The sequence below is a fragment of the Roseobacter sp. AzwK-3b genome (assembly GCF_000170875.1).
GTDB lineage: Bacteria > Pseudomonadota > Alphaproteobacteria > Rhodobacterales > Rhodobacteraceae > Roseovarius > Roseovarius litoreus.
In genome coordinates this window covers 111584-130613 of the sequence record NZ_ABCR01000002.1, presented here as the reverse complement: position 1 = coordinate 130613, position 19030 = coordinate 111584, and the positions used below count along the sequence as shown (strand labels likewise).

Below are 19030 nucleotides of genomic sequence, written 5' to 3'. Positions count from 1 at the left end.
GGTGCCCCCATGGCAGATGCGAAGATCAGGCTTTATGTAGAGCACCCCTTGGGGGAAGGGCAAACGGTTCCTCTGAACCGCGATCAGGCACATTACCTGTTCGCGGTGATGCGTCGCGGCGCGGGCGATGCGCTTCTGGCGTTCAACGGGCGTGATGGCGAATGGCTTGTCACCGTGCAGGAGGCCTCGAAAAAGGGTGGGGTTCTGCGGGTCGAAAAGCAGACGGCCCCGCAGCGAAATCCGCCCGATCTGTGGGTGCTATTCGCTCCGATCAAGAAGGCGCGCACCGATTTCATCGTCGAGAAAGCCGCCGAGATGGGGGCCGCGCGCATCCTGCCTGTGCAGACGGATTTCACCAATTCCGAGCGTATCCGGCAGGACCGTCTGCAGGCCCATGCCATCGAGGCCGCCGAGCAATGCGGCGGCACTTACGTGCCTGAGGTCGCCGATCTGCAAAAGCTCGACCAGTTGCTGCAGGACTGGCCCGAGGGGCGGCAATTGATGTTCTGTGACGAGGCATTGGCCGGAGCGGCACAGAATCTCGGGGCCGTGGGTGGCCCGGCATGGGCGATCCTGATCGGCCCGGAGGGCGGATTTTCCGAGGCCGAGCGCGCCCGCCTGCACGCTCTGCCCTTCGCGCATCCGGTCAGTCTTGGCCCACGCATCCTGCGGGCGGATACCGCCGCGGTGGCGGCGATGACGGTCTGGCAGATGGCCTTGGGGGATTGGACATGAGTTTTGTGCGCCCTGAGGCCACGGCGGCGCTGTGGCGGTGGCGCGAGGTGCTGGCCGGGGGCGCAGTTCTGGCTGTCGGCCTCTGGTGGGCCTTTGGGACGGTCGGATTGTTGCACTGGCTGGGCTATGTGATCGCCGCAGCAGGGGCGGTTCTGGTTGCCGCAGGGGTCCAGCGCGGACGCTTTCGCTCTGGTCAGGATGGTCCGGGCGTCGTCAATGTGGTCGAGGGTCAAATCGCCTATTTTGGCCCATTGACCGGCGGCATGGTGGCTTTGGGCGAGCTGTCGCAAGTGTCGCTTGACCCCACTGGAAGACCGCCGCACTGGATCTTGAGCCAGCCCGGACAACCCGATCTTGCGATTCCCCTGACGGCCAGCGGCGCGGATGCGCTGTTCGATGCATTTGCAACTTTGCCGGGCATCCGGACCGAGCATATGCTGGCTCAGATGAAACGGCATGGAAATACCCCCGTGATCATCTGGCAAAAATCATACCCCCGGCTACATTGACACCCCGTGCGAATGCCGCCACTTGTGGCAGCCAGCAAGACGCGACAAGGCAGGAGAAACGGTCATGTCCATACCCCAGTCCGGTGGCGGGCCGATCGAGCGGCATGAACAACTGGCCGAATATCTGGCAAGCGGCTGCAAACCGCGCGATGAATGGCGCATCGGCACCGAGCACGAGAAGTTCGGGTATTGCAAGGACACGCTCAAGCCGATCCCCTACGAAGGGGAACGCAGCGTTTTGGCCGTGCTTGAAGGATTGCGCGACCTGCACGGCTGGGCCCCGCTTGAAGAAGGTGGAAAGCTGATCGGTCTTGCCAAGGATGGCGCGAATGTCAGCCTTGAACCCGGCGGGCAGCTGGAACTTTCGGGCGCGCCGCTGGAAACGATCCACGAAACATGCGACGAGGTGAACGCCCATCTGAGGGACGTCAAGGACATCGCAGACAAGGTGGGCGTGGGCTTTATCGGATTGGGCGCCGCGCCGATCTGGAGCCACGAGGACATGCCGCGCATGCCCAAGGGCCGCTACAAGCTGATGACGGACTACATGGACCGTGTCGGCACCATGGGCAAATCCATGATGTACCGGACCTGCACCGTGCAGGTGAACCTTGATTTCGGATCTGAGGCGGACATGGTGCGCAAGCTGCGCGTGGCGCTGGCGTTGCAGCCGGTGGCGACGGCCCTTTTCGCCAATTCACCGTTTTTCGATGGCAAGCCGACGGGTCTGAAATCATGGCGCGCGCGGGTCTGGCGGGATCTGGATAACGCCCGGACCGGGATGCTGCCCTTCGTCTTCGACGAGGGATTCGGCTTTGAGGCATGGGCCGACTATGCCCTTGATGTACCTATGTATTTTGTCTATCGCGACGGGAAATACATTGACGCTTTGGGGCAGTCTTTCCGGGACTTCCTGAAGGGGGAGCTGCCGGCGTTGCCGGGGGAAAAGCCGACGCTGTCGGACTGGGCGGATCATTTGACGACCATCTTCCCCGAGGCGCGTATCAAGAAATACCTTGAAATGCGCGGAGCCGATGGCGGGCCATGGCGCAGGCTTTGCGCGCTACCGGCGTTCTGGGTGGGGCTGATGTATGACCAGTCGTCGCTGGATGCGGCATGGGATATCGTCAAGGACTGGGACGCGGAAACCCGCGAGGCACTGAGGATCGAGGCGAGCGAAAAAGCGTTGCAGGCCAATGTGATGGGCATTTCCATGCATGATCTGGCGCGCGAGGTTCTGGACCTTTCGGAAGCGGGACTGAAGGCGCGGGCGCGGGCCGGGGCCAACGGGATGATCCCGGACGAGACCCATTTCCTGAACGCGCTGAAGGAAAGCGTGGAGAGCGGAAAAGTTCCCGCCGACGAGCTTCTGGAGCATTACGAAGGCGACTGGAGCGGCGATCTGAGCCGGATTTACGCGCAGTATTCCTACTGATCCCAGACACCCGAAAAACAGCGAAAAACGGCATCGGTATCACGTCGGTATCACGTCGGTATAACGTCGGTATTGCGTCGGTGCAGGATCGGAGTAACCGGAAGGCCGGAAGAGCGCGGTCAGACAGGGGTCACCCAAACCAACCCCAGGATCACTTCTGCCCGATCCGAGGCTCGGTTCCGGCTTTTATGCGGGCGATATTGTCTCGGTGGCGCCAATAGATCACAAGGGTCAGGATCACGCAGAGCAGGAACGCATCGGGCCGTCCCAGCACGAAGGCCCAGATCGACGACAGCGCCGCAGCCGTGATCGCGGCAAAGGACGACATCCGCTTGAGCGCGGCAGCGACCAGCCATGTCAGGCAGCAGGCCGCACCGACCGGCCAAGCCAGCGCCAGCAGAAGGCCAAGGAACGTCGCCACCCCCTTGCCGCCCTTGAACTTGAGCCAGACCGGATAGCAATGGCCGAGAAATGCCATCAGCCCGGCCAATTGCGCGGCATCCTCGCCGGTCAGGTAGCGCGCCAGCAGGGCCGCCAAGGCCCCCTTGCCGCCATCCAGCAGCAGCGTCGCCGCCGCCGCCCCCTTGGAGCCGGTGCGAAGGACATTCGTGGCGCCGATATTGCCCGATCCGATCTCGCGCAGATTGCCGAGATTCATCGCGCGCGTCAGCAGAAGCCCGAAGGGGATCGACCCCAGAAGATAGCCGATGACGGCCCAGACGATCAGCAGGGTGGATCCGGTTTCGATCATTGGCATCAGGCGGCCTCGTAGACGCAGGTTCCGGCGACATAGGTCAAGCGCACCTTACCCTGAAGGCGCTGACCGTCAAACGGCGTGTTCTTGGACTTGGAGTGGAGCGTGGTGCGATCCATGACGAAAGGCTTGTCGGGATCGAAGACCAGCAGATCGGCAGGCGCCCCCGACGCAAGCCGCCCCGAGGCCAGCCCCAGCCGTTGCGCGGGATTGAACACCATCGCCCGGAACAGCGTGGGCAGGTCCAGATCGCCGGAATGATAAAGCCGGAGCGCCGCGGGCAGCAGGGTTTCCAGAGCGACGGCGCCGGACGCGGCCTCTTCAAACGGCAGGCGTTTGGATTCCACATCCTGCGGCGTGTGCATCGAGCAGATCACATCGATCAGACCAGAGCGCACGGCTTCGATCACCGCTTGCCTGTCATCCTCGGAGCGCAGCGGCGGCTTGACCTTGAAGAAGGTGCGATAATCAGCCACGTCCAACTCGTTCAAGGTCAGATGGTGGATCGAGGTGCCTGCGGTGATGTCCAGCCCGTTGCGCTTGGCACGCTCCAGCGCGGGCAGCGCGCGGGCGGTGGTGATCTGATCGGCGTGATAGCGCGCGCCGGTCATTTCCAGCAGAGCGATATCGCGATCCAGCCCCATGCGTTCGGCCATGGGCGAGACCGATGGCAGCCCGCGCAGCGAGGCGAATTTGCCCGAGGTGGCCGAGGCCCCGGCGCTGAGGCCCGGTTCCTGAGGATGGGCGATGATCAGCGCGCCAAGGCCACGGGCATAGGTCAGCGCGCGCTGGAACACCTTTGTGTTGGTGATGACATGGTCGCAATCGGTGAAGGCCACGGCGCCAGCATCCAGCAGGAACCCGATCTCGGTCATCTCGCGGCCTTCGCGGCCCTTGGTCAACGCCGCCATGGGGCGGACATTCACGGGGCCGGCGGCATTGGCGCGGCGGGCGACGAATTCCAGCGCCTCGGGGGTGTCGATGGCGGGCAAGGTGTCGGGACGGGTGATCATGGTGGTGACCCCGCCCGCCGCCGCCGCAAGCCCGGCAGAGCGATAGGATTCCTTGTGCCGTTCGCCCGGCTCGCAGACCTTGACGCCGATATCCACGATGCCCGGCGCAAGACAATGGCCGCCGCAATCGATCACCGCGTCGGCGGCGGGTGCCGCATCTTCGGTGCCGAGCGCCTTGATCGTGGTCCCCTCGATCAGCAGCCAGCCGGGCGCGTCGGTGCCCTGTTCAGGGTCGATCAGGCGGGCATTGGTGAAAAGCGTGGTGCGGCTCATGGGCGGGCTCCGGTCATGGCGGTCTGGATACGCTGACGGGTGGCGTCGCGGTCGGGCTGATATTTTAGAAGGTGCTTGTCGCCGGACCGGGTGACGATCTGGACCGCCGACCCGAGGGTGCGGACGCGGGCGATATCGGTCAGGAGAACGGCGCGGGTTTGCGGCCCCAGAAGGCGCCTGTCGGTCAGATCCCATCGGGCCTGCATCTCGTCGGAGGCGACGTAGAAGGCGCGCACGGCAACGGCGGCCAGCCCGCCCACGGCCCCGGTCCAGACATGCGGATTGCCCATGACCCAGAGGATCGCCATGCCGATCGCCATCGCCGCGGCGGCAAGCCAAGCGTGATCGCGCCAATAGGTCGCCCGGTCAGGATGGAAGCTGTGCAGCACCACTTCGCCCTCGGCCAAGGGTGTGGTCGGGGTCATGGAGTGCATCAGGCCATCCATCAGGACGCCACCCAGACGACCAGCGCCACCAAGAGGAACAGGACCAGCAGCGCGATCGAGGCCACGCGCCCGGACATCGCCGCGTCACTGGGAGGGGGCTTGCCGCCCGTGACGCCACGCGCCGCCTGCGAGGGCAGCGGATCGAAAGAGACCGGGGGGCGGTCTTCGGTGAAGGTGGCGACAAGGTGCAGCGGCGCACGGGGCGAGAGCGTCTGTTCCTCACCGCCGAAGGCGCGGGAGGTGACGATCAGCACATGGCCGGACAGGGCCGCGAGCCGCCCGCGCATGTCGCGCAGATCGTCCGGGGAAATCCCATGTCCCTCGGCCAGATAGCCCGCGAGGCCCAGCTCACCCAGATCCTCGACCGCGATGAGATCGACATGGGCGGGATCGAGCCTGCCTGCGCCAAGTGCATCCTGCAGCGGCCATGTGCCGTTGCGACGGTTGAAGGCCTTGATCTGCTCGGCGGGCAGATCGACATCGAAGACACGCACGACGCCATGTTCGGTGGGTTTGATGTGGATGCTGTCGGTCATGCCATCACCGCCTTGGGGCGCGCGCGCAGGTTGCGGGCCAGAAGGTCCATCGCGGCCATGCGCACCGCGACGCCCATTTCCACCTGTTCCTGAATGACGCTGCGGTTGATGTCGTCGGCGATCTCGCCGTCGATCTCGACGCCGCGATTCATCGGTCCGGGATGCATGACGATGGCATCGGGTTTGGCATAGGCCAGCTTTTCGGCATCCAGACCGTAGCGGAAATAGTATTCACGCTCGGAGGGGATGAAGCCGCCGTCCATGCGTTCGCGTTGCAGGCGCAGCATCATGACGACATCCACATCTTGCAGGCCCTCTTTCATGTCGTCGAACACCTCGACCCCGAAATCGCGGATGCCCGAGGGCATGAGTGTGGGCGGGCCGATCAGGCGGATGCGGTTCTCCATCTTGCCCAGAAGCATTATGTTCGAGCGCGCCACCCGGCTATGGGCGATGTCGCCGCAGATCGCGATGTTGAGACGGTGAAGCCGGCCCTTGGCGCGGCGGATGGTGAGCGCATCGAGCAGGGCCTGGGTGGGGTGTTCGTGGCGGCCGTCGCCTGCGTTGAGCACGGCGCAGTTCACCTTCTGCGACAAGAGATCCACGGCGCCCGATTGGGGATGGCGCACGACCAGCAGATCGGGGTGCATGGCGTTGAGCGTCATCGCCGTGTCGATCAGCGTTTCGCCTTTCTTGATCGAGCTGGCCTGCATCGCCATGTTCATCACGTCCGCGCCAAGCCGCTTGCCCGCGAGTTCGAAACTCGCCTGCGTACGGGTGGAGTTTTCGAAGAACATGTTGATCTGGGTGAGCCCGGCCAAGGCATCGGCATGTTTCACGTCCCGCCGGTTGAGATCCACGTATTGATCGGCGAGGTCCAGAATCGTGGTGATCTCGGGCGGGGCAAGGGGCTCGATCCCCAGAAGGTGGGAGTGTGAAAAGGTCATCCGCCGCTCCGTTCCGTGATCCTGCCCGCTTATAGAAAGCGGCGCGCGGAGGGGCAAGGGATCGCTTTGTCGCCTTTCCACCGGCGCGACGGGGAGGTAGCTTGGCGGAGCAATGGAATCGACATTTGATCCTCATGCCGCGAAGGCGCTTCTGGACTGGCAGATCGAGCTTGGGGCGACCGAGGCGATCGGAGATCTGCCGGTCAATCGCTATGAGCTGCCCGACACGCCACCTGCCGCCGCGGCGGCGACCAAGCCGCGTGCGGCACAGGCCGTTGCAGCATCGGTGGCGCCCGCCCCAGCCGCCGATCCGCTGGCCGAGGCGCGCGCTGCCGCCGGGGCGGCGGGGACGCTTGATGCGCTGCGAGAGGCTCTGGCAGGCTACGAGCATTGCGATCTCAAGCGCGGCGCGCGCAACCTGGTGTTCGCGGATGGCCAGCCATCGGCGCGGGTGATGATCATCGGCGAAGCGCCGGGCCGCGACGAGGACCTGCAGGGCCGGCCTTTCGTGGGGCGCGCGGGACAATTGCTGGACCGGATGCTGGAGGCGATCGACATGAGCCGCACCGCGCCCGAGGCCGGACAGGCCGTCTATATCACCAACGTGATGCCGTGGCGCCCTCCGCAGAATCGCGATCCCAAGCCCGAAGAGATCGCCATGATGCTGCCTTTCGTGCAGCGCCATGTCGATCTGGTCGATCCCGAGATCGTCGTTCTGATGGGCAATATCAGCTGTCAGGCAGGTCTGGGCCGTCAGGGCATCACGCGGCTGCGCGGGCAATGGACCGAAAGCTATGGCAGGCCGACCCTGCCGATGGTCCATCCCGCCTATCTGCTGCGCAACCCGAATGCCAAGCGCGAGGCCTGGGCCGATCTGCTGGAATTGCAGGCGCGGCTGCGGGGCGGGGCATGAAGATCCTTGCCTTTTCCGATCTGCACCAGTCGGCCCGCCATGCCGAGGCGCTGACCCAAGCGGCGCGGCAGGCCAATCTGGTGATCGGGGCGGGCGATTTCTGCAACGGGCGGCGCGGGCTGGATCAGGCCATGGCGCTGCTGGATGGGATCACAGCGCCAATGGTGGTGGTGCCGGGCAATGCGGAAAGCGCCGAAGAGCTGCGGGCTGCCGCGGGCGACGGGATCACCGTTCTGCATGGGCAGGGTCACGAGGTCGAAGGGCTGCGCCTGTTCGGTCTGGGATATGGCGTGCCGGTCACGCCGTTCGGCGCATGGTCCTGCGATCTGACCGAAGAGGATGCCGACAGAATGCTGGGGACCTGCACCGGCGCGGATATCCTTGTCACCCATTCCCCGCCCAAGGGGCTTGCCGATGTCACCTCGCAGGGGGTTTCCGTCGGCTCCACCGCGATCCGCGACGCGATAGAGCGCCTGCAGCCGACACTGGCGGTTTGCGGGCATATTCACGACAGCTGGGGCCAGAGCGGCATGATCGGGAAGACCCGCGTGGTCAATCTGGGCCCCACGGTCAACTGGTTCGAGGTCGGGGCATGATGGACCCGCTTGTGCTGCTGGCGTTCATCCCTGCGGCTCTGGCGCTGAACCTGACGCCGGGGGCGGACATGATGTTCTGTCTGGGGCTTGGCCTGCGGTCGGGGGGCAAGGCCGCGCTGGCGGCCGCTGCGGGTATTTCGGCGGGTGGTCTTGTGCATGTCACGCTGGCGGGTCTGGGCCTTGGGGCGGCGGTGGCGGCGCTACCATGGCTTTTCGACGCGATCCGATGGGTCGGCGTGGCCTATCTTCTGTGGCTGGCGGCGGGCGCGCTGCGGCGCGGGCCGGCGCGGGATGTCACGCCGTTGGCGATGCCTGCGGCGCGGGCCTTTCGGGAGGGGCTGATCGTCAACCTGCTCAATCCCAAGGTGATCCTGTTCGTGCTGGCCTTCGTGCCGCAATTCGTCAATCCGGCGCAAGGATCGGTTCTAGGGCAGTTTCTGATCTGCGGGCTGGTTCTGGCGGTGGGGGGCTTTGTCATCAACGGCGCTGTCGGCCTGTGTGCCGGGGGCGTCGGGCAGCGGCTGGCCACCTCGGCCCGGTTTACACGCGGGCTTGGCTATGCGAGTGCGCTGATATTCGCGGGGTTAGCCGTGCGGCTTGCCCTTCTTCAGAGGAGTTGACCCGAATGGGCCGTATCGACGAAACAAAGGACTTCATCCCGGTTCGGATCGCGGTGCTGACCGTGAGCGACAGCCGCGACATCTCGGAGGATCGTTCAGGCGAGGTGCTGGTGAACCGGATCGAGGCGGCGGGCCATGTGCTTGCCGACCGGATGATCGTGCGCGACGAGCGCGACCAGATCGCCGATCAGCTGCGCGAATGGATCGCGTCGGATCAGGTGGATGTGGTGATTTCGACGGGCGGCACCGGATTGACCGGCCGGGATGTCACCGTCGAGGCGCATCGCGATGTCTATGAAAAGGAGATCGACGCCTTCGGGACGGTGTTTACCATGATCTCGTTCCAGAAGATCGGCACGAGTGCCGTGCAGTCGCGCGCCACGGGCGGTGTTGCGAACGGCACCTATCTTTTCGCCCTGCCCGGCAGTCCCGGCGCCTGCAAGGATGCCTGGGACGAGATCCTTAGCCTGCAGCTGGATTATCGGCACCGGCCCTGCAATTTCGTGGAGATCCTGCCCCGGCTCGATGAGCACAAGCGGCGCAAGTGACCGCCGTTACTTCGACGGGCAGCCTTGGATATCGACGGCCTGGTTGTCGCCGATCACCGTGATCCGGAGGCCCGAGCGATCCAGCGCGAAGGCCCCGCCTTCGACGTGATACATCTCGGTTTCGGCGGTGAGGGTTCCGTTTTGGCGCGTGGTGGCGGCTTGCGCCACCCAGATCGCGGGGTTCGATGTCTCGATCACGGCGATTTCCTCGCCGCCGGTATGGGGCAGTTTCACATCCGCACGCAGGCGAAGCCCGCCTTCGACGGGGCTGACGCTGCAGCGGACCGATGTCACCCCGGCCTCCTGCGCGGAATAGGGGCGCGCGGCCAGCGCCGAGACGATCCGGGGATCGCGCTGTGTCGCCTTGGGCAAATCCTGCGACAGGATGAGCGTGACCGGCACGCAGATATCCTTGCAGACGCCGAGTTCGATCTTGCCGGCGAGCGTGATCGGCTGACCGGCGCGGGCCGGTGTCAGGGTCAGCGGCCAGATGACGGTGTCGGAATACCCGATGGTGCGCAGCCCGCCTTGATCGATCGATCGAGGGGTGGGCCAGGTGATCTGCACGGCAGCGAGGTTGTCGGAGCCTGCCCAGTCGAAGCGCGGAGGAATGCCCGCATCACCCGGCGCACGCCAGTAGGTTTTCCAACCATCCAGCATCGACAATTGCAATGCGGCGACATGGCTGCCATCGTCCTGACGCCAGCCGGTCAGGATACGGGCTTCGATCATGGAGCTGTCAGCACGGGCCATGGGAGCCAGCGAGACAGGGCCGCAAAGCAGGGCGAAAAGGACAAGGATGCGCGTTATCATGATCTTTCAAATGGGGTATCAGGCGGGAAATGCCAACTCACTTTCCAGCGAGAATTGTCACAATCAAGGCACTGGACTGCTTGAACTGAGTGGCTGAGCGCCCCATTCTTGAAACATGGCCAATGGAGAACGGGATTGACCTCGGATATCGATCTGACCGGAAAACTGCTGATCGCCATGCCCGGCATGGGAGATCCCCGCTTCGAACATTCGGTGATCTTCATGTGCGCGCATTCCGGAGAGGGCGCGATGGGGATCATCATAAACAAGCCGACCGTGGATCTGAAGCTGCGGGATCTTCTGGAGCAGCTGTCGATCACGCCGGGACAGGACATGCGGAATGTGGCGGTGCATTTCGGCGGCCCGGTGGAGCATGGGCGGGGGTTCGTTCTGCATGATTACGGGTATCATTCGTCGATTTCCACGCTGGATGTGAACGAGGATTTCGCGATGACCGCGACGCTGGATATCCTTGAGGATCTGGCGGATGGGCGCGGGCCGCGGCATGTGGTGATGGCGCTTGGCTATGCCGGATGGGGGCCGGGACAGCTTGAGTCCGAGATCGCCCAGAATGGCTGGCTGACCTGCGAGGCCGGCAAGCAGATCGTGTTCGAAACGCCCGATGCCGAAAAGTGGGAAGCCGCGCTGAAATCGCTTGGCGTGGACGCGCTGGCGCTGTCGGCCAGTGCGGGACGGGCGTGACGTCCGATCAGCCCAAGGTGTGACGGCGGCGCACGGTGTCGGGACGGCCCGGCAGGGACAGGCCCGCATCCTCGCGCGGCATCCGCGACACCACCTTGCCCTTGGAGACCACCGCCAGACGCGCGGGGCGCAGGCGCAGAGCCTCGATCGGATTGCCGGCATCGAGCACCACCAGTGACGCGGTCTTGCCCGGCGCGATGCCATAGCCATCAAGGCCCATGATGCGGGCGTTCTGGGTGGTGACCATGTCGAAACTGCGCGCCATCTCTTCGGGGCTGGTCATCTGCGCCACATGCATCCCCATGAAGGCCACATCGAGCATGTCGGCGGTGCCGAGCGAATACCACGGGTCGAGCACGCAATCCTGCCCCCAGCCAACGGTGATGCCATGGGCCTGCATTTCCCTCACGCGGGTCAGACCACGACGCTTGGGATAGGTATCGTGGCGTCCCTGCAGGACGATATTGATCAGCGGGTTTGAGATCGCGGCGACCTGCGCCTCGGCCATCAGGGGCAGAAGTTTCGAGACGTAGTAATTGTCCATCGAATGCATCGAGGTCAGGTGAGAGCCTGCGACCCGGCCCTGAAGGCCAAGGCGCTGCGTCTCGAAGACCAGTGTTTCGATATGCCGACTGAGTGGGTCGTCGGATTCGTCGCAATGGATGTCGACCATCAGCCCGCGCGCGGCGGCGATTTCGCAGAGCTCGCGCAGCGAGGCGGCGCCATCGGCCATCGTCCGTTCGAAATGCGGGATGCCACCGACCACATCGAGACCCATGTCGAGCGCGCGGATCGTATTGTCGCGCGCGGTGGGGTCGCGGTAGAGGCCATCCTGCGGGAAGGCCACCAGTTGCAAATCCAGATAGGGGCGGACACGTTCGCGCACTTCGAGCATCGCCTCGACCCCGAGAAGGCGGTCATCGCAGGTATCGACATGGCTGCGGATCGCCAGAAGCCCCTGGCTGACGGCCCAATCGCAATAGGCCAGAGCACGCTCGATCATCTCGTCCTGGGTGACGATCTGCTTGAGTTCACCCCAGAGCCCGATGCCTTCGAGCAAGGTGCCCGAGGCGTTGATGCGCGGCAGGCCATAGGACAGGGTCGCATCAAGGTGAAAATGGGGATCGACGAAAGGCGGTGCGACCAGATCGCCCGCAGCGTCGATCACCAAGCCCGCTTCGGCGCCGGAAAGATCCTCGACCGCGGCGATGGTGTCGCCGGTGATACCGATATCGGCGATGCGGCCATCGGCCAGCGTGCCGCCTCGGACGATCAGATCGAACATCAGCGTTCTCCCTTGTTGAACGGCACCATCAGAGCGGCGGGCACCTCGGCCCGGCGCGACATGACGATGAGCGCCAGTATGGACAGGAAATAGGGCATCATCAGGAACACCTGATAGGGAATGTCGGCCCCAAGCGGCGTCTGCTGGATGCGGATTTGCAGCGCGTCGAAGGCCGCGAACAGGATCGCGCCCAGAAGCGCCTTGCCCGGCCGCCATGCCCCGAACACCACCAGCGCAATGCAGATCCAGCCGCGCCCGTTGACCATCTCGAAGAAGAAGCTGTCAAAGGCGGACATGGTCAGGAAGGCCCCCCCCACCGCCATGAAGCCGCTGCCGACGATCACCGCACCCATGCGGATGCCGGTGACCGAAAGCCCCTGAGCGGCCACGGCCGAGGGGTTTTCGCCCGCGGCACGCAAGGCAAGGCCAAGCGGCGTGCGGTAGAGCACGAAGGCCACCACACCGACGAGGATGAACGCGAGATAGGTCAGCGGCGTCTGGGAAAACAGCGCCGGGCCGATCAGCGGCAGATCAGACAGCAGCGGGATTTCATAGGGCTGGAACGCGTCGATCTTGGGCGGGCTGGTCACTTCGGGCAGCGCAAGGCGATAGGCGTAATAGGTCAGCGACGTAGCCAACAGCGTGACGCCAAGCCCGACCACATGCTGCGACAGTCCGAACGGGACGGTCAGCAGGCTGTGCACCAGCCCAAAGAGCATGCCCACAGCCATGGCCACAGCAACACCCATCCATAGCCCGGTGCCGGAATAGACCGCCATCCAGCCCGCGAAGGCGCCGGCGACCATGATCCCCTCGATCCCGAGATTGAGCACGCCCGCGCGTTCGCAGATCAGCTCGCCCAGAGTGGCGAAGATCAGCGGGCTGGCGATGCGGATGGCCGCTGTCCAGAAACTGGCGGAGAGGAGGATTTCGAGGATGTCCATGGCCTATTCCCTCACCACGCGGAACCGGGTCAGCAGGATCGCCAGCACCATCAGCAAAAGTGCCGTGGCCAGCATGATGTCGGCCAGATAGCTGGGAACGCCCACGGCGCGGCTCATGCTGTCGGCACCGACGAAGATGCCCGCCACGAACAGGGCCGCCGCGATCACGCCAAGCGGATTGAGCAACGCCAGCATCGCAACGATGATCCCGGTGTAGCCAAAGCCAGGGCTGAGATCGAGGGTAAGGTTGCCCTTGAGGCCCGCCACCTCGGAGAAGCCTGCAAGCGCCGCCAGACCGCCTGCCAGAAGCGCCGTCTTGACGAGCACGAGGTTGACCGGGATGCCCGCAAACGCCGCCGCCTCGCGGTTGAGACCGACCGCGCGCATCTCGTAGCCGAGCGTGGTGCGGCGCTGGATCACCCAGACCACCACCGCCGCGATCAGCGCCAATGCGAAGCCCCAATGCAGGCGCAACCCTTCGACGATGCGCGGCAGGCGCGCCTCGGCGATCAGGCGTTCGGATTTCGGCCAGCCCATGCCCATCGGATCCTTGAGCGGCCCTTCCAGAAGCATCGATACGAACAGGAGGAAAATGAAGTTGAAGAGAAGCGTCGTGACGACCTCATCGACACCGAAGCGCACCTTGAGCAGTGCCGGGACCAAGAGCACCAGTGCCCCCGCCAGCATCGACGCAATGGCCAGCGTTGGAATGAGAGCAAAAGCCCCCCATTGCAGCATCCCCGTACCAAGGATCACGGTCATGAGCGCGCCTGCGTAAAGCTGCGCCTCGGCGCCGATGTTCCAAAGACGGGCGCGGAAGGCGACAGCGACCGACAGGCCGGTGAAGATGAGCGGCGTCGCCCGGTTGAGCGTTTCCAGAAGCGCGAATTTCGAGCCGAATGCCCCCTTGATGATAAGCCCCAGCACGGAAAACGGGTTGGCCCCTGCGGCCATGGCCAGAAGCGAGGCGATCACCACGGTCGAGCCGATGGCGATGGCGGGCGGCACCGTGGTGCGCAGAAACGAAGGGTTGGCGACAGGTTCAAGACGCATGGGCCGTCTCCGCTTCGTCGAAGCCCTGCCCCGCCATCCAGACGCCCAGTTCGGCGGGTGTCATGCTGCCGCGCGCGAAACCGGGCGACAGCCGACCTTCGGACATGACGTGGATCACATCCGACAGGGCCATGATCTCGTCGAGATCCTCGGAGATCAGGAGCACCGCGGCCCCACGGTCGCGCGCGGCCAGAAGTTGCGAATGCACGTAGTTCACAGCACCGATATCCAGACCGCGAACCGGCTGATTGGCGAGAATGATCGAGGGCGCCTTTTCCAGCACTCGGCCAAGGATCAGTTTTTGCATGTTGCCGCCCGACAGCAGGCGGATACGCGTGCCGGGACCGGGGCAGCGCACGTCGTAGGTGTCGATGATCTGGCGGGTGAACGCCTCGGCCACGCCCCAGCTCATCCAGCCCGCACGGCTATAGGGCGGATCGGCATAGGATTCGAGAATGGCGTTTTCGGTCAGGTCGAACTCGGCGATGGTGCCGGTCTTGTGACGGTCTTCGGGGATGCGGGCGATGCCCGACTGCACCGCCTTGCGCGGGGACCAGTCCTGCATTTCGGCGTCGTTCAGGTCGAGCCGGCCCGTGGCGGGGCGGATCAGCCCGCCGATCAGATCGGCCAGCGCCGCCTGTCCGTTGCCAGACACGCCCGCAAGCCCCACGATCTGACCGGAATGGAGTGCGAGCGACACGCGGTTCAGACCCGGCGCGCTGCCCCGGTCCGGCGTGGTGACATCCTGCAGGCGCATGAGCACGGCGCCGGGCCGGCCCTGTTCAACCTTGGGCGCGGCCACTTCGGAGCCGACCATGAGGGCGGCGAGTTTCGCCTTGTCGACCTCGGCGATGGGGCGTTCGGCGACAAGCCGACCATGGCGCAGGATCAGCACGCGGTCGGAAATAGCCATGACCTCATGCAGCTTGTGCGAGATGAAGACGACCGACAGGCCCAGTTTCACGGCCTTGCGCAAGGTCGCGAACAGATCGTCGGTTTCCTGCGGGGTGAGAACGGCGGTGGGCTCGTCGAGGATCAGGATACGGGCATCGCGGTAAAGCGCCTTGAGGATTTCGACCCGCTGGCGTTCGCCGACCGTGAGGCTGCCGACCCGGGCATCGGGATGCACCAGAAGCCCGAAATCCGCCGCCAGTCGGGCCAGCTTGTCTCGGGCGGCGCCACGATCCAGCCGGGGGGCGAAAAGCGGTTGTGTGCCGAGGGTCACGTTTTCCAGAACGGTCATGTTGTCGGCGAGGGTGAAATGCTGGTGCACCATGCCCACGCCCGCATCGAGCGCCGCGCGGGGGTTGCCCGGCGGAAGGGTGTGGCCGAACACCTCGACCGTGCCTTCATCGGCCGTGTACTGGCCGAAGAGGATGTTCATCAGCGTGGTCTTACCGGCGCCGTTTTCGCCCAGAAGGGCGATCACCTCGCCTTCATGCAGCGACAAGCTGATCGCGTCGTTCGCGACCAGCTTGCCAAAACGCTTTGTTATGCCGTCAAGGCGCAGGACAACCCGCGCCGTCTCTGGGCGCAGCATTCAGGAAGACTTGGGTTCTTCGTCGTTGATCTCGACCACATAGGCGCCCGACATGATCTCATCGGTGCGCTGCTTGACCAGATCCATCGCCGCCTGTGGCATCTTGCCTTCGAACGTGCCGAGCGGCGCGATCGAGCAGCCGCCTTCCTGCATGAAGGAATAAACGCCATAGTCCGCGGCCTTGAAGGTGCCCGCCTGCACTTCGGCGATGGCCTTGTCGAGCGTCGGCTCGAAATGCCAGATCGCCGAGGCGACGACCGTATCGGGATAGTCGGCCTGTGTGTCGATCACGTTGCCGATGGCCAGAATGCCCTTTTCCTGCGCGGCATCCGACACACCGAAGCGTTCGGCATAAAGCATGTCCGCGCCGTTTTCGATCATGGCGAAGGCGGTTTCCTTGGCCTTGGGCGGGTCAAACCAGCTGCCGATGAAGCTGACCTGGAAGGAGATGTCGGGGTTCATCTCGCGGGCGCCGGCCATGAAGGCATGCATCAGGCGGTTGACCTCGGGGATGGGGAAGCCGCCGACCATGCCGATATTCGCGGTCTCGGTCATGGAGCCTGCAATGATGCCGGTCAGATAGGACGCGTCCTGAATGTAGTTGTCGAACACGGCGAAGTTGGGCAGCGCATCATCCTGCTTGAAGCTGGAGCCCATGAGGAAGGCGATGTCGGGATATTCGGCTGCGACCTCGCGCGCCTCCTGTTCGACGGCGAACACTTCACCGATGATGAGCTGGTACCCCTGCTCTGCATATTCGCGCATCACGCGGGCATAGTCGGTATTCGAGGCATTCTCGGAGAAGACATAGGCGATATCGCCACGGTCCTGTGCGATCCCGGCGGCCTTGTGGATCCGGCTGACCCATTGCTGCTCGACCGGGACGGTGTAGATGCCCGCCACCTTCAGCGGTTCAGCAGCGCGCAGACTGCCCGGAGCACCCGCCGCCACGACAAGCGCCGTGCCCGCGGTGGTGCCGAGAAAGCGCCGGCGCGTGATGCCGGATGCTGCGTTGGTGAGTGATGTCTTCATGACCTATTTCCCCTGTTGGACGAGGCGCGCCTCGATGTTTGACCAAATGGTAAAGACAATTTGCGCATCTGCCAATAAAAGGTTTCATGCGGGCGAGTGTCCAGCGCAAATAGACTGTTTTTCCGGCAGACTTGCCCGACATGCGCATAAATTGTGCACAGTGCGACAAGGCAGGTTGCGCAAGATCGATGCTGCGCGGTCCGGCGCCTGCCAGGTGTCGAAGGCGTGATTGCAGTCTATACATCCACGGTCTGAAAGGATAACGCGGGGGTTTAGCTGTCCGGGGCCATCCTTCGGGCGCCTGTGGCCCTCCTCGCATCCGAAAAGTGAACCGCCTTTGAAACAAGCTCTTGCAAACGCCCTGAAAGCTCAGGGATATACCTCGCTCACCGCCGTGCAGGAGGCCGTAAGCGCCCCGGAACTGGCGGGCAAGGATCTTCTGGTCTCGGCGCAGACCGGATCGGGCAAGACGCTTGGATTCGGGCTTGCCATCGCGCCGGGTCTGTTCGGAGAGGCCGAGAGTTTCGGGCCAGCCGCGGCGCCCCTGGCCCTGGTGATTGCGCCGACGCGCGAACTGGCCCTGCAGGTCAAGCGCGAGCTGGCGTGGCTCTTCGGGCAGGCCAACGCCGTTCTGGCCTCGACTGTTGGGGGCATGGACATGCGCGACGAGCGTCGGGCGCTGGAGCGCGGTGCGCATATCGTTGTCGCCACGCCGGGCCGTCTGCGCGATCACATCATGCGGGGCAGCATTGATCTGAGCGCCTTGAAGGCGGTGGTTCTGGATGAGGCCGACGAGATGCTGGATCTCGGATTTCGCGAAGATCTTGAATTCATTCTCGAGCAGGCGCCAATCGAGCGTCAGACATTGCTGTTCTCGGCCACGGTGCCCGCGGCGATCGCGAAGCTCGCCAGCAATTACCAGAAGGACGCGATCCGGATTTCCACCGCCTCGGGCACCACGCAGCATGCCGATATTGAATATCGCGCGCTGAATGTGTCGGCGCGGGATGCCGAAAATGCGATCATCAACGTTCTGCGCTATTACGAAGCGCCCAATGCCATCGTGTTTTGCAACACCCGCGCGATGGTCAATCGTCTGACCACCCGGCTGTCGAACCGCAGCTTTTCGGTCGTGGCCCTGTCGGGCGAGCTGTCACAGAGCGAACGAACCCATGCGCTGCAAGCGATGCGCGACGGGCGGGCCCGCGTCTGCGTGGCCACGGATGTCGCCGCACGCGGGATCGATCTGCCGAATCTCGAACTGGTGATCCATGCCGAATTGCCCACCAATCAGGACACGCTGCTGCACCGCTCGGGCCGGACGGGTCGCGCCGGGCGCAAGGGGGTCAGCGCGCTGATCGTGCCGCCCGCCGCGCGCAAAAAGGCGCAGCGGCTTCTGGGCTGGGCCAAGGTGAAAGCGGAATGGGCCGATGCGCCCTCGGCCGATGAAGTCACCGCGAGGGATGACGAGCGTATGTTGGCCGGCACCGAATGGGATGCGGAGATCGAGGATTCGAACCGCGCGACGGTCGCCAAGCTGACCGAAAGATTTTCGGCCGAACAACTGGCGGCGGCATTCGTGCGGCTGTTCCGCGAAAGGCATTCGGCGCCCGAAGAGCTATCGGATGTTTCGGCCCCGCCCGAGCCGCGCGCGGCCTTCGGGCCAAGCGTCTGGTTCTCGGTCGAGGGGGGGCGTGCCGCCGGGGCCGAGCCGCGCAGGCTCTTGCCGATGCTGTGCAAGATCGGGGCCCTGTCGCGTGAAGATATCGGCGCCATCCGCATTCAGAACGATGTGTCGCTGGTCGAAATCCGGCAAAGTGCGGTGCAGGGGTTCCTGGCAAATGTCGGGTCCGCGATGACGCTGGAGGGCGGCGCGAAGCTGACCCGGCTGGACAGCGCGCCCGCATCCGACCGCGCACCGCGCGCCGAGAAACCTGTCAGCCCCAAGGGCAAGCCTGCCACACGGCCCACGCCGCCGGCGGATATGCGGCAGGACAAGCCCGCCGCGCCCGGTACGACGACGCCTGTGGATTGGAACGACGATCCCAAGCCGCGCGCCAAGAAGCCCAAGCCGGGGACAAAGCCCAAGCCCAAGCGCGATGACACACGCAAGACCGAAGACCGCCCGGCCCGGCTTGGGGTAGCGGGCCTGACCAAGCGCAAACCCAGAACCAGCGCCGGGGCTCCAAGTGGCGATGCACCAGCGCGCGGACCGAAACCGCCTGCCGGGAAACCAAGCAGCAAGAAAAACCGCGCGAGGCAAGCGGCCAAGGCCGCTGCCAGTGCCGCCACGGCCAAGCCGCGCAAGCCACGCACCAAATCCTGACCGCTTTGCG

The 19030-nt window shown here is 64.6% G+C and carries 20 protein-coding genes; 9 read left to right on the top strand and 11 right to left on the bottom strand.

Going from position 1 to position 19030, the window contains the following annotated elements; translation table 11 throughout:
* The first annotated feature begins 9 nt into the window (after nucleotides 1–9).
* From RAZWK3B_RS04825 to RAZWK3B_RS04815, 3 genes are all read left to right on the top strand, one after another.
* Nucleotides 10–735 carry a 16S rRNA (uracil(1498)-N(3))-methyltransferase gene (locus RAZWK3B_RS04825; protein ID WP_007812767.1) on the top strand — a complete coding sequence of 242 codons (726 nt, stop codon included), beginning with the start codon at nucleotides 10–12 and terminating at the stop codon, nucleotides 733–735.
* A complete protein-coding gene (locus RAZWK3B_RS04820; RefSeq protein ID WP_007812765.1) occupies nucleotides 732–1244 on the top strand; it encodes a hypothetical protein in 513 nt (170 codons plus the stop codon). The genes RAZWK3B_RS04825 and RAZWK3B_RS04820 overlap by 4 nt, the downstream gene beginning before the upstream one ends.
* Nucleotides 1245–1308: 64 nt before the next feature.
* A complete protein-coding gene (locus RAZWK3B_RS04815; RefSeq protein WP_007812764.1) occupies nucleotides 1309–2679 on the top strand; it encodes a glutamate--cysteine ligase in 1371 nt (456 codons plus the stop codon).
* A gap of 151 nt (nucleotides 2680–2830) precedes the next feature.
* On the opposite strand, the gene plsY is transcribed toward RAZWK3B_RS04815, so the two are convergent.
* From plsY to RAZWK3B_RS04790, 5 genes are read right to left on the bottom strand one after another with little or no spacing between them, the layout of a single operon-like run.
* A complete protein-coding gene (gene plsY, locus RAZWK3B_RS04810) occupies nucleotides 2831–3436 on the bottom strand; it encodes a glycerol-3-phosphate 1-O-acyltransferase PlsY (protein ID WP_007812762.1) in 606 nt (201 codons plus the stop codon).
* Nucleotides 3436–4719: a dihydroorotase gene (pyrC, locus tag RAZWK3B_RS04805; RefSeq protein WP_007812759.1), complete on the bottom strand. Its 1284-nt coding sequence runs from the start codon at nucleotides 4717–4719 to the stop codon at nucleotides 3436–3438. The genes plsY and pyrC overlap by 1 nt, the downstream gene beginning before the upstream one ends.
* Nucleotides 4716–5144, bottom strand: a complete 429-nt coding sequence (locus tag RAZWK3B_RS04800) for a hypothetical protein (protein ID WP_050774185.1) — start codon at nucleotides 5142–5144, stop codon at nucleotides 4716–4718. Before RAZWK3B_RS04800 ends, pyrC begins: the two co-directional genes overlap by 4 nt.
* Nucleotides 5145–5164: 20 nt before the next feature.
* The gene (locus RAZWK3B_RS04795) at nucleotides 5165–5701 is read right to left on the bottom strand and encodes a hypothetical protein (RefSeq protein WP_007812756.1); all 537 of its coding nucleotides are present in this window, start codon (nucleotides 5699–5701) and stop codon (nucleotides 5165–5167) included.
* Complete coding sequence (locus tag RAZWK3B_RS04790; RefSeq protein ID WP_007812755.1) at nucleotides 5698–6648, bottom strand: aspartate carbamoyltransferase catalytic subunit; 951 nt, start codon at nucleotides 6646–6648, stop codon at nucleotides 5698–5700. Before RAZWK3B_RS04790 ends, RAZWK3B_RS04795 begins: the two co-directional genes overlap by 4 nt.
* A gap of 112 nt (nucleotides 6649–6760) precedes the next feature.
* Between RAZWK3B_RS04790 and RAZWK3B_RS04785 the strand changes: the two genes are divergently transcribed.
* Genes RAZWK3B_RS04785 through moaB form a run of 4 tightly spaced genes read left to right on the top strand, consistent with a single transcriptional unit; the run spans nucleotide 6761 to nucleotide 9325 of the window.
* The gene (locus tag RAZWK3B_RS04785; RefSeq protein ID WP_007812753.1) at nucleotides 6761–7561 is read left to right on the top strand and encodes a uracil-DNA glycosylase; all 801 of its coding nucleotides are present in this window, start codon (nucleotides 6761–6763) and stop codon (nucleotides 7559–7561) included.
* A complete protein-coding gene (locus tag RAZWK3B_RS04780) occupies nucleotides 7558–8157 on the top strand; it encodes a metallophosphoesterase family protein (protein ID WP_007812752.1) in 600 nt (199 codons plus the stop codon). Before RAZWK3B_RS04785 ends, RAZWK3B_RS04780 begins: the two co-directional genes overlap by 4 nt.
* Nucleotides 8154–8777: a LysE family translocator gene (locus tag RAZWK3B_RS04775; RefSeq protein ID WP_007812750.1), complete on the top strand. Its 624-nt coding sequence runs from the start codon at nucleotides 8154–8156 to the stop codon at nucleotides 8775–8777. The genes RAZWK3B_RS04780 and RAZWK3B_RS04775 overlap by 4 nt, the downstream gene beginning before the upstream one ends.
* 5 nt (nucleotides 8778–8782) lie before the next feature.
* On the top strand, nucleotides 8783–9325 hold the full coding sequence (moaB, locus tag RAZWK3B_RS04770) for a molybdenum cofactor biosynthesis protein B (RefSeq protein ID WP_007812749.1): 543 nt from the start codon (nucleotides 8783–8785) through the stop codon (nucleotides 9323–9325).
* Between the two features lie 6 nt (nucleotides 9326–9331).
* Here moaB and RAZWK3B_RS04765 read toward each other — a convergent pair whose 3' ends face one another.
* Nucleotides 9332–10057 (bottom strand): protein-disulfide reductase DsbD domain-containing protein, encoded by a 726-nt coding sequence (locus tag RAZWK3B_RS04765; protein WP_232279479.1) that lies wholly within the window; start codon nucleotides 10055–10057, stop codon nucleotides 9332–9334.
* A 216-nt stretch (nucleotides 10058–10273) separates the two neighbouring features.
* On the opposite strand from RAZWK3B_RS04765, the gene RAZWK3B_RS04760 reads away from it, so the two are divergent.
* Nucleotides 10274–10840 (top strand): YqgE/AlgH family protein, encoded by a 567-nt coding sequence (locus RAZWK3B_RS04760; protein WP_007812744.1) that lies wholly within the window; start codon nucleotides 10274–10276, stop codon nucleotides 10838–10840.
* A 7-nt stretch (nucleotides 10841–10847) separates the two neighbouring features.
* Here the strand turns inward: RAZWK3B_RS04760 and RAZWK3B_RS04755 are convergent, their stop codons facing one another.
* From RAZWK3B_RS04755 to RAZWK3B_RS04735, 5 genes are read right to left on the bottom strand one after another with little or no spacing between them, the layout of a single operon-like run.
* The gene (locus tag RAZWK3B_RS04755; protein WP_007812742.1) at nucleotides 10848–12125 is read right to left on the bottom strand and encodes an amidohydrolase family protein; all 1278 of its coding nucleotides are present in this window, start codon (nucleotides 12123–12125) and stop codon (nucleotides 10848–10850) included.
* Nucleotides 12125–13069, bottom strand: coding sequence for an ABC transporter permease (locus RAZWK3B_RS04750; protein WP_007812740.1), 945 nt, complete (start codon nucleotides 13067–13069; stop codon nucleotides 12125–12127). Before RAZWK3B_RS04750 ends, RAZWK3B_RS04755 begins: the two co-directional genes overlap by 1 nt.
* 3 nt (nucleotides 13070–13072) lie before the next feature.
* On the bottom strand, nucleotides 13073–14122 hold the full coding sequence (locus RAZWK3B_RS04745) for an ABC transporter permease (RefSeq protein WP_007812738.1): 1050 nt from the start codon (nucleotides 14120–14122) through the stop codon (nucleotides 13073–13075).
* Entirely contained in the window at nucleotides 14112–15662 is a 1551-nt protein-coding gene (locus RAZWK3B_RS04740; RefSeq protein WP_007812736.1) for an ABC transporter ATP-binding protein, read from the bottom strand. Before RAZWK3B_RS04740 ends, RAZWK3B_RS04745 begins: the two co-directional genes overlap by 11 nt.
* Nucleotides 15663–16694 carry a BMP family protein gene (locus RAZWK3B_RS04735; RefSeq protein WP_007812735.1) on the bottom strand — a complete coding sequence of 344 codons (1032 nt, stop codon included), beginning with the start codon at nucleotides 16692–16694 and terminating at the stop codon, nucleotides 15663–15665. It lies immediately after the preceding gene.
* A 337-nt stretch (nucleotides 16695–17031) separates the two neighbouring features.
* On the opposite strand from RAZWK3B_RS04735, the gene RAZWK3B_RS04730 reads away from it, so the two are divergent.
* Nucleotides 17032–19020, top strand: a complete 1989-nt coding sequence (locus RAZWK3B_RS04730; protein ID WP_007812733.1) for a DEAD/DEAH box helicase — start codon at nucleotides 17032–17034, stop codon at nucleotides 19018–19020.
* Nucleotides 19021–19030 lie beyond the last annotated feature (10 nt).

What these genes read in the sequence shown, in the direction of transcription:
- RAZWK3B_RS04825 (WP_007812767.1), top strand. Translation starts at nt 10, where the DNA reads ATGGCAGATGCGAAGATCAGGCTTTATGTAGAGCACCCCTTGGGGGAA.
- RAZWK3B_RS04820 (WP_007812765.1), top strand. Translation starts at nt 732, where the DNA reads ATGAGTTTTGTGCGCCCTGAGGCCACGGCGGCGCTGTGGCGGTGGCGC.
- RAZWK3B_RS04815 (WP_007812764.1), top strand. Translation starts at nt 1,309, where the DNA reads ATGTCCATACCCCAGTCCGGTGGCGGGCCGATCGAGCGGCATGAACAA.
- plsY (WP_007812762.1), bottom strand. Translation starts at nt 3,436, where the DNA reads ATGCCAATGATCGAAACCGGATCCACCCTGCTGATCGTCTGGGCCGTC.
- pyrC (WP_007812759.1), bottom strand. Translation starts at nt 4,719, where the DNA reads ATGAGCCGCACCACGCTTTTCACCAATGCCCGCCTGATCGACCCTGAA.
- RAZWK3B_RS04800 (WP_050774185.1), bottom strand. Translation starts at nt 5,144, where the DNA reads ATGACCCCGACCACACCCTTGGCCGAGGGCGAAGTGGTGCTGCACAGC.
- RAZWK3B_RS04795 (WP_007812756.1), bottom strand. Translation starts at nt 5,701, where the DNA reads ATGACCGACAGCATCCACATCAAACCCACCGAACATGGCGTCGTGCGT.
- RAZWK3B_RS04790 (WP_007812755.1), bottom strand. Translation starts at nt 6,648, where the DNA reads ATGACCTTTTCACACTCCCACCTTCTGGGGATCGAGCCCCTTGCCCCG.
- RAZWK3B_RS04785 (WP_007812753.1), top strand. Translation starts at nt 6,761, where the DNA reads ATGGAATCGACATTTGATCCTCATGCCGCGAAGGCGCTTCTGGACTGG.
- RAZWK3B_RS04780 (WP_007812752.1), top strand. Translation starts at nt 7,558, where the DNA reads ATGAAGATCCTTGCCTTTTCCGATCTGCACCAGTCGGCCCGCCATGCC.
- RAZWK3B_RS04775 (WP_007812750.1), top strand. Translation starts at nt 8,154, where the DNA reads ATGATGGACCCGCTTGTGCTGCTGGCGTTCATCCCTGCGGCTCTGGCG.
- moaB (WP_007812749.1), top strand. Translation starts at nt 8,783, where the DNA reads ATGGGCCGTATCGACGAAACAAAGGACTTCATCCCGGTTCGGATCGCG.
- RAZWK3B_RS04765 (WP_232279479.1), bottom strand. Translation starts at nt 10,057, where the DNA reads ATGATCGAAGCCCGTATCCTGACCGGCTGGCGTCAGGACGATGGCAGC.
- RAZWK3B_RS04755 (WP_007812742.1), bottom strand. Translation starts at nt 12,125, where the DNA reads ATGTTCGATCTGATCGTCCGAGGCGGCACGCTGGCCGATGGCCGCATC.
- RAZWK3B_RS04750 (WP_007812740.1), bottom strand. Translation starts at nt 13,069, where the DNA reads ATGGACATCCTCGAAATCCTCCTCTCCGCCAGTTTCTGGACAGCGGCC.
- RAZWK3B_RS04745 (WP_007812738.1), bottom strand. Translation starts at nt 14,122, where the DNA reads ATGCGTCTTGAACCTGTCGCCAACCCTTCGTTTCTGCGCACCACGGTG.
- RAZWK3B_RS04740 (WP_007812736.1), bottom strand. Translation starts at nt 15,662, where the DNA reads ATGCTGCGCCCAGAGACGGCGCGGGTTGTCCTGCGCCTTGACGGCATA.
- RAZWK3B_RS04735 (WP_007812735.1), bottom strand. Translation starts at nt 16,694, where the DNA reads ATGAAGACATCACTCACCAACGCAGCATCCGGCATCACGCGCCGGCGC.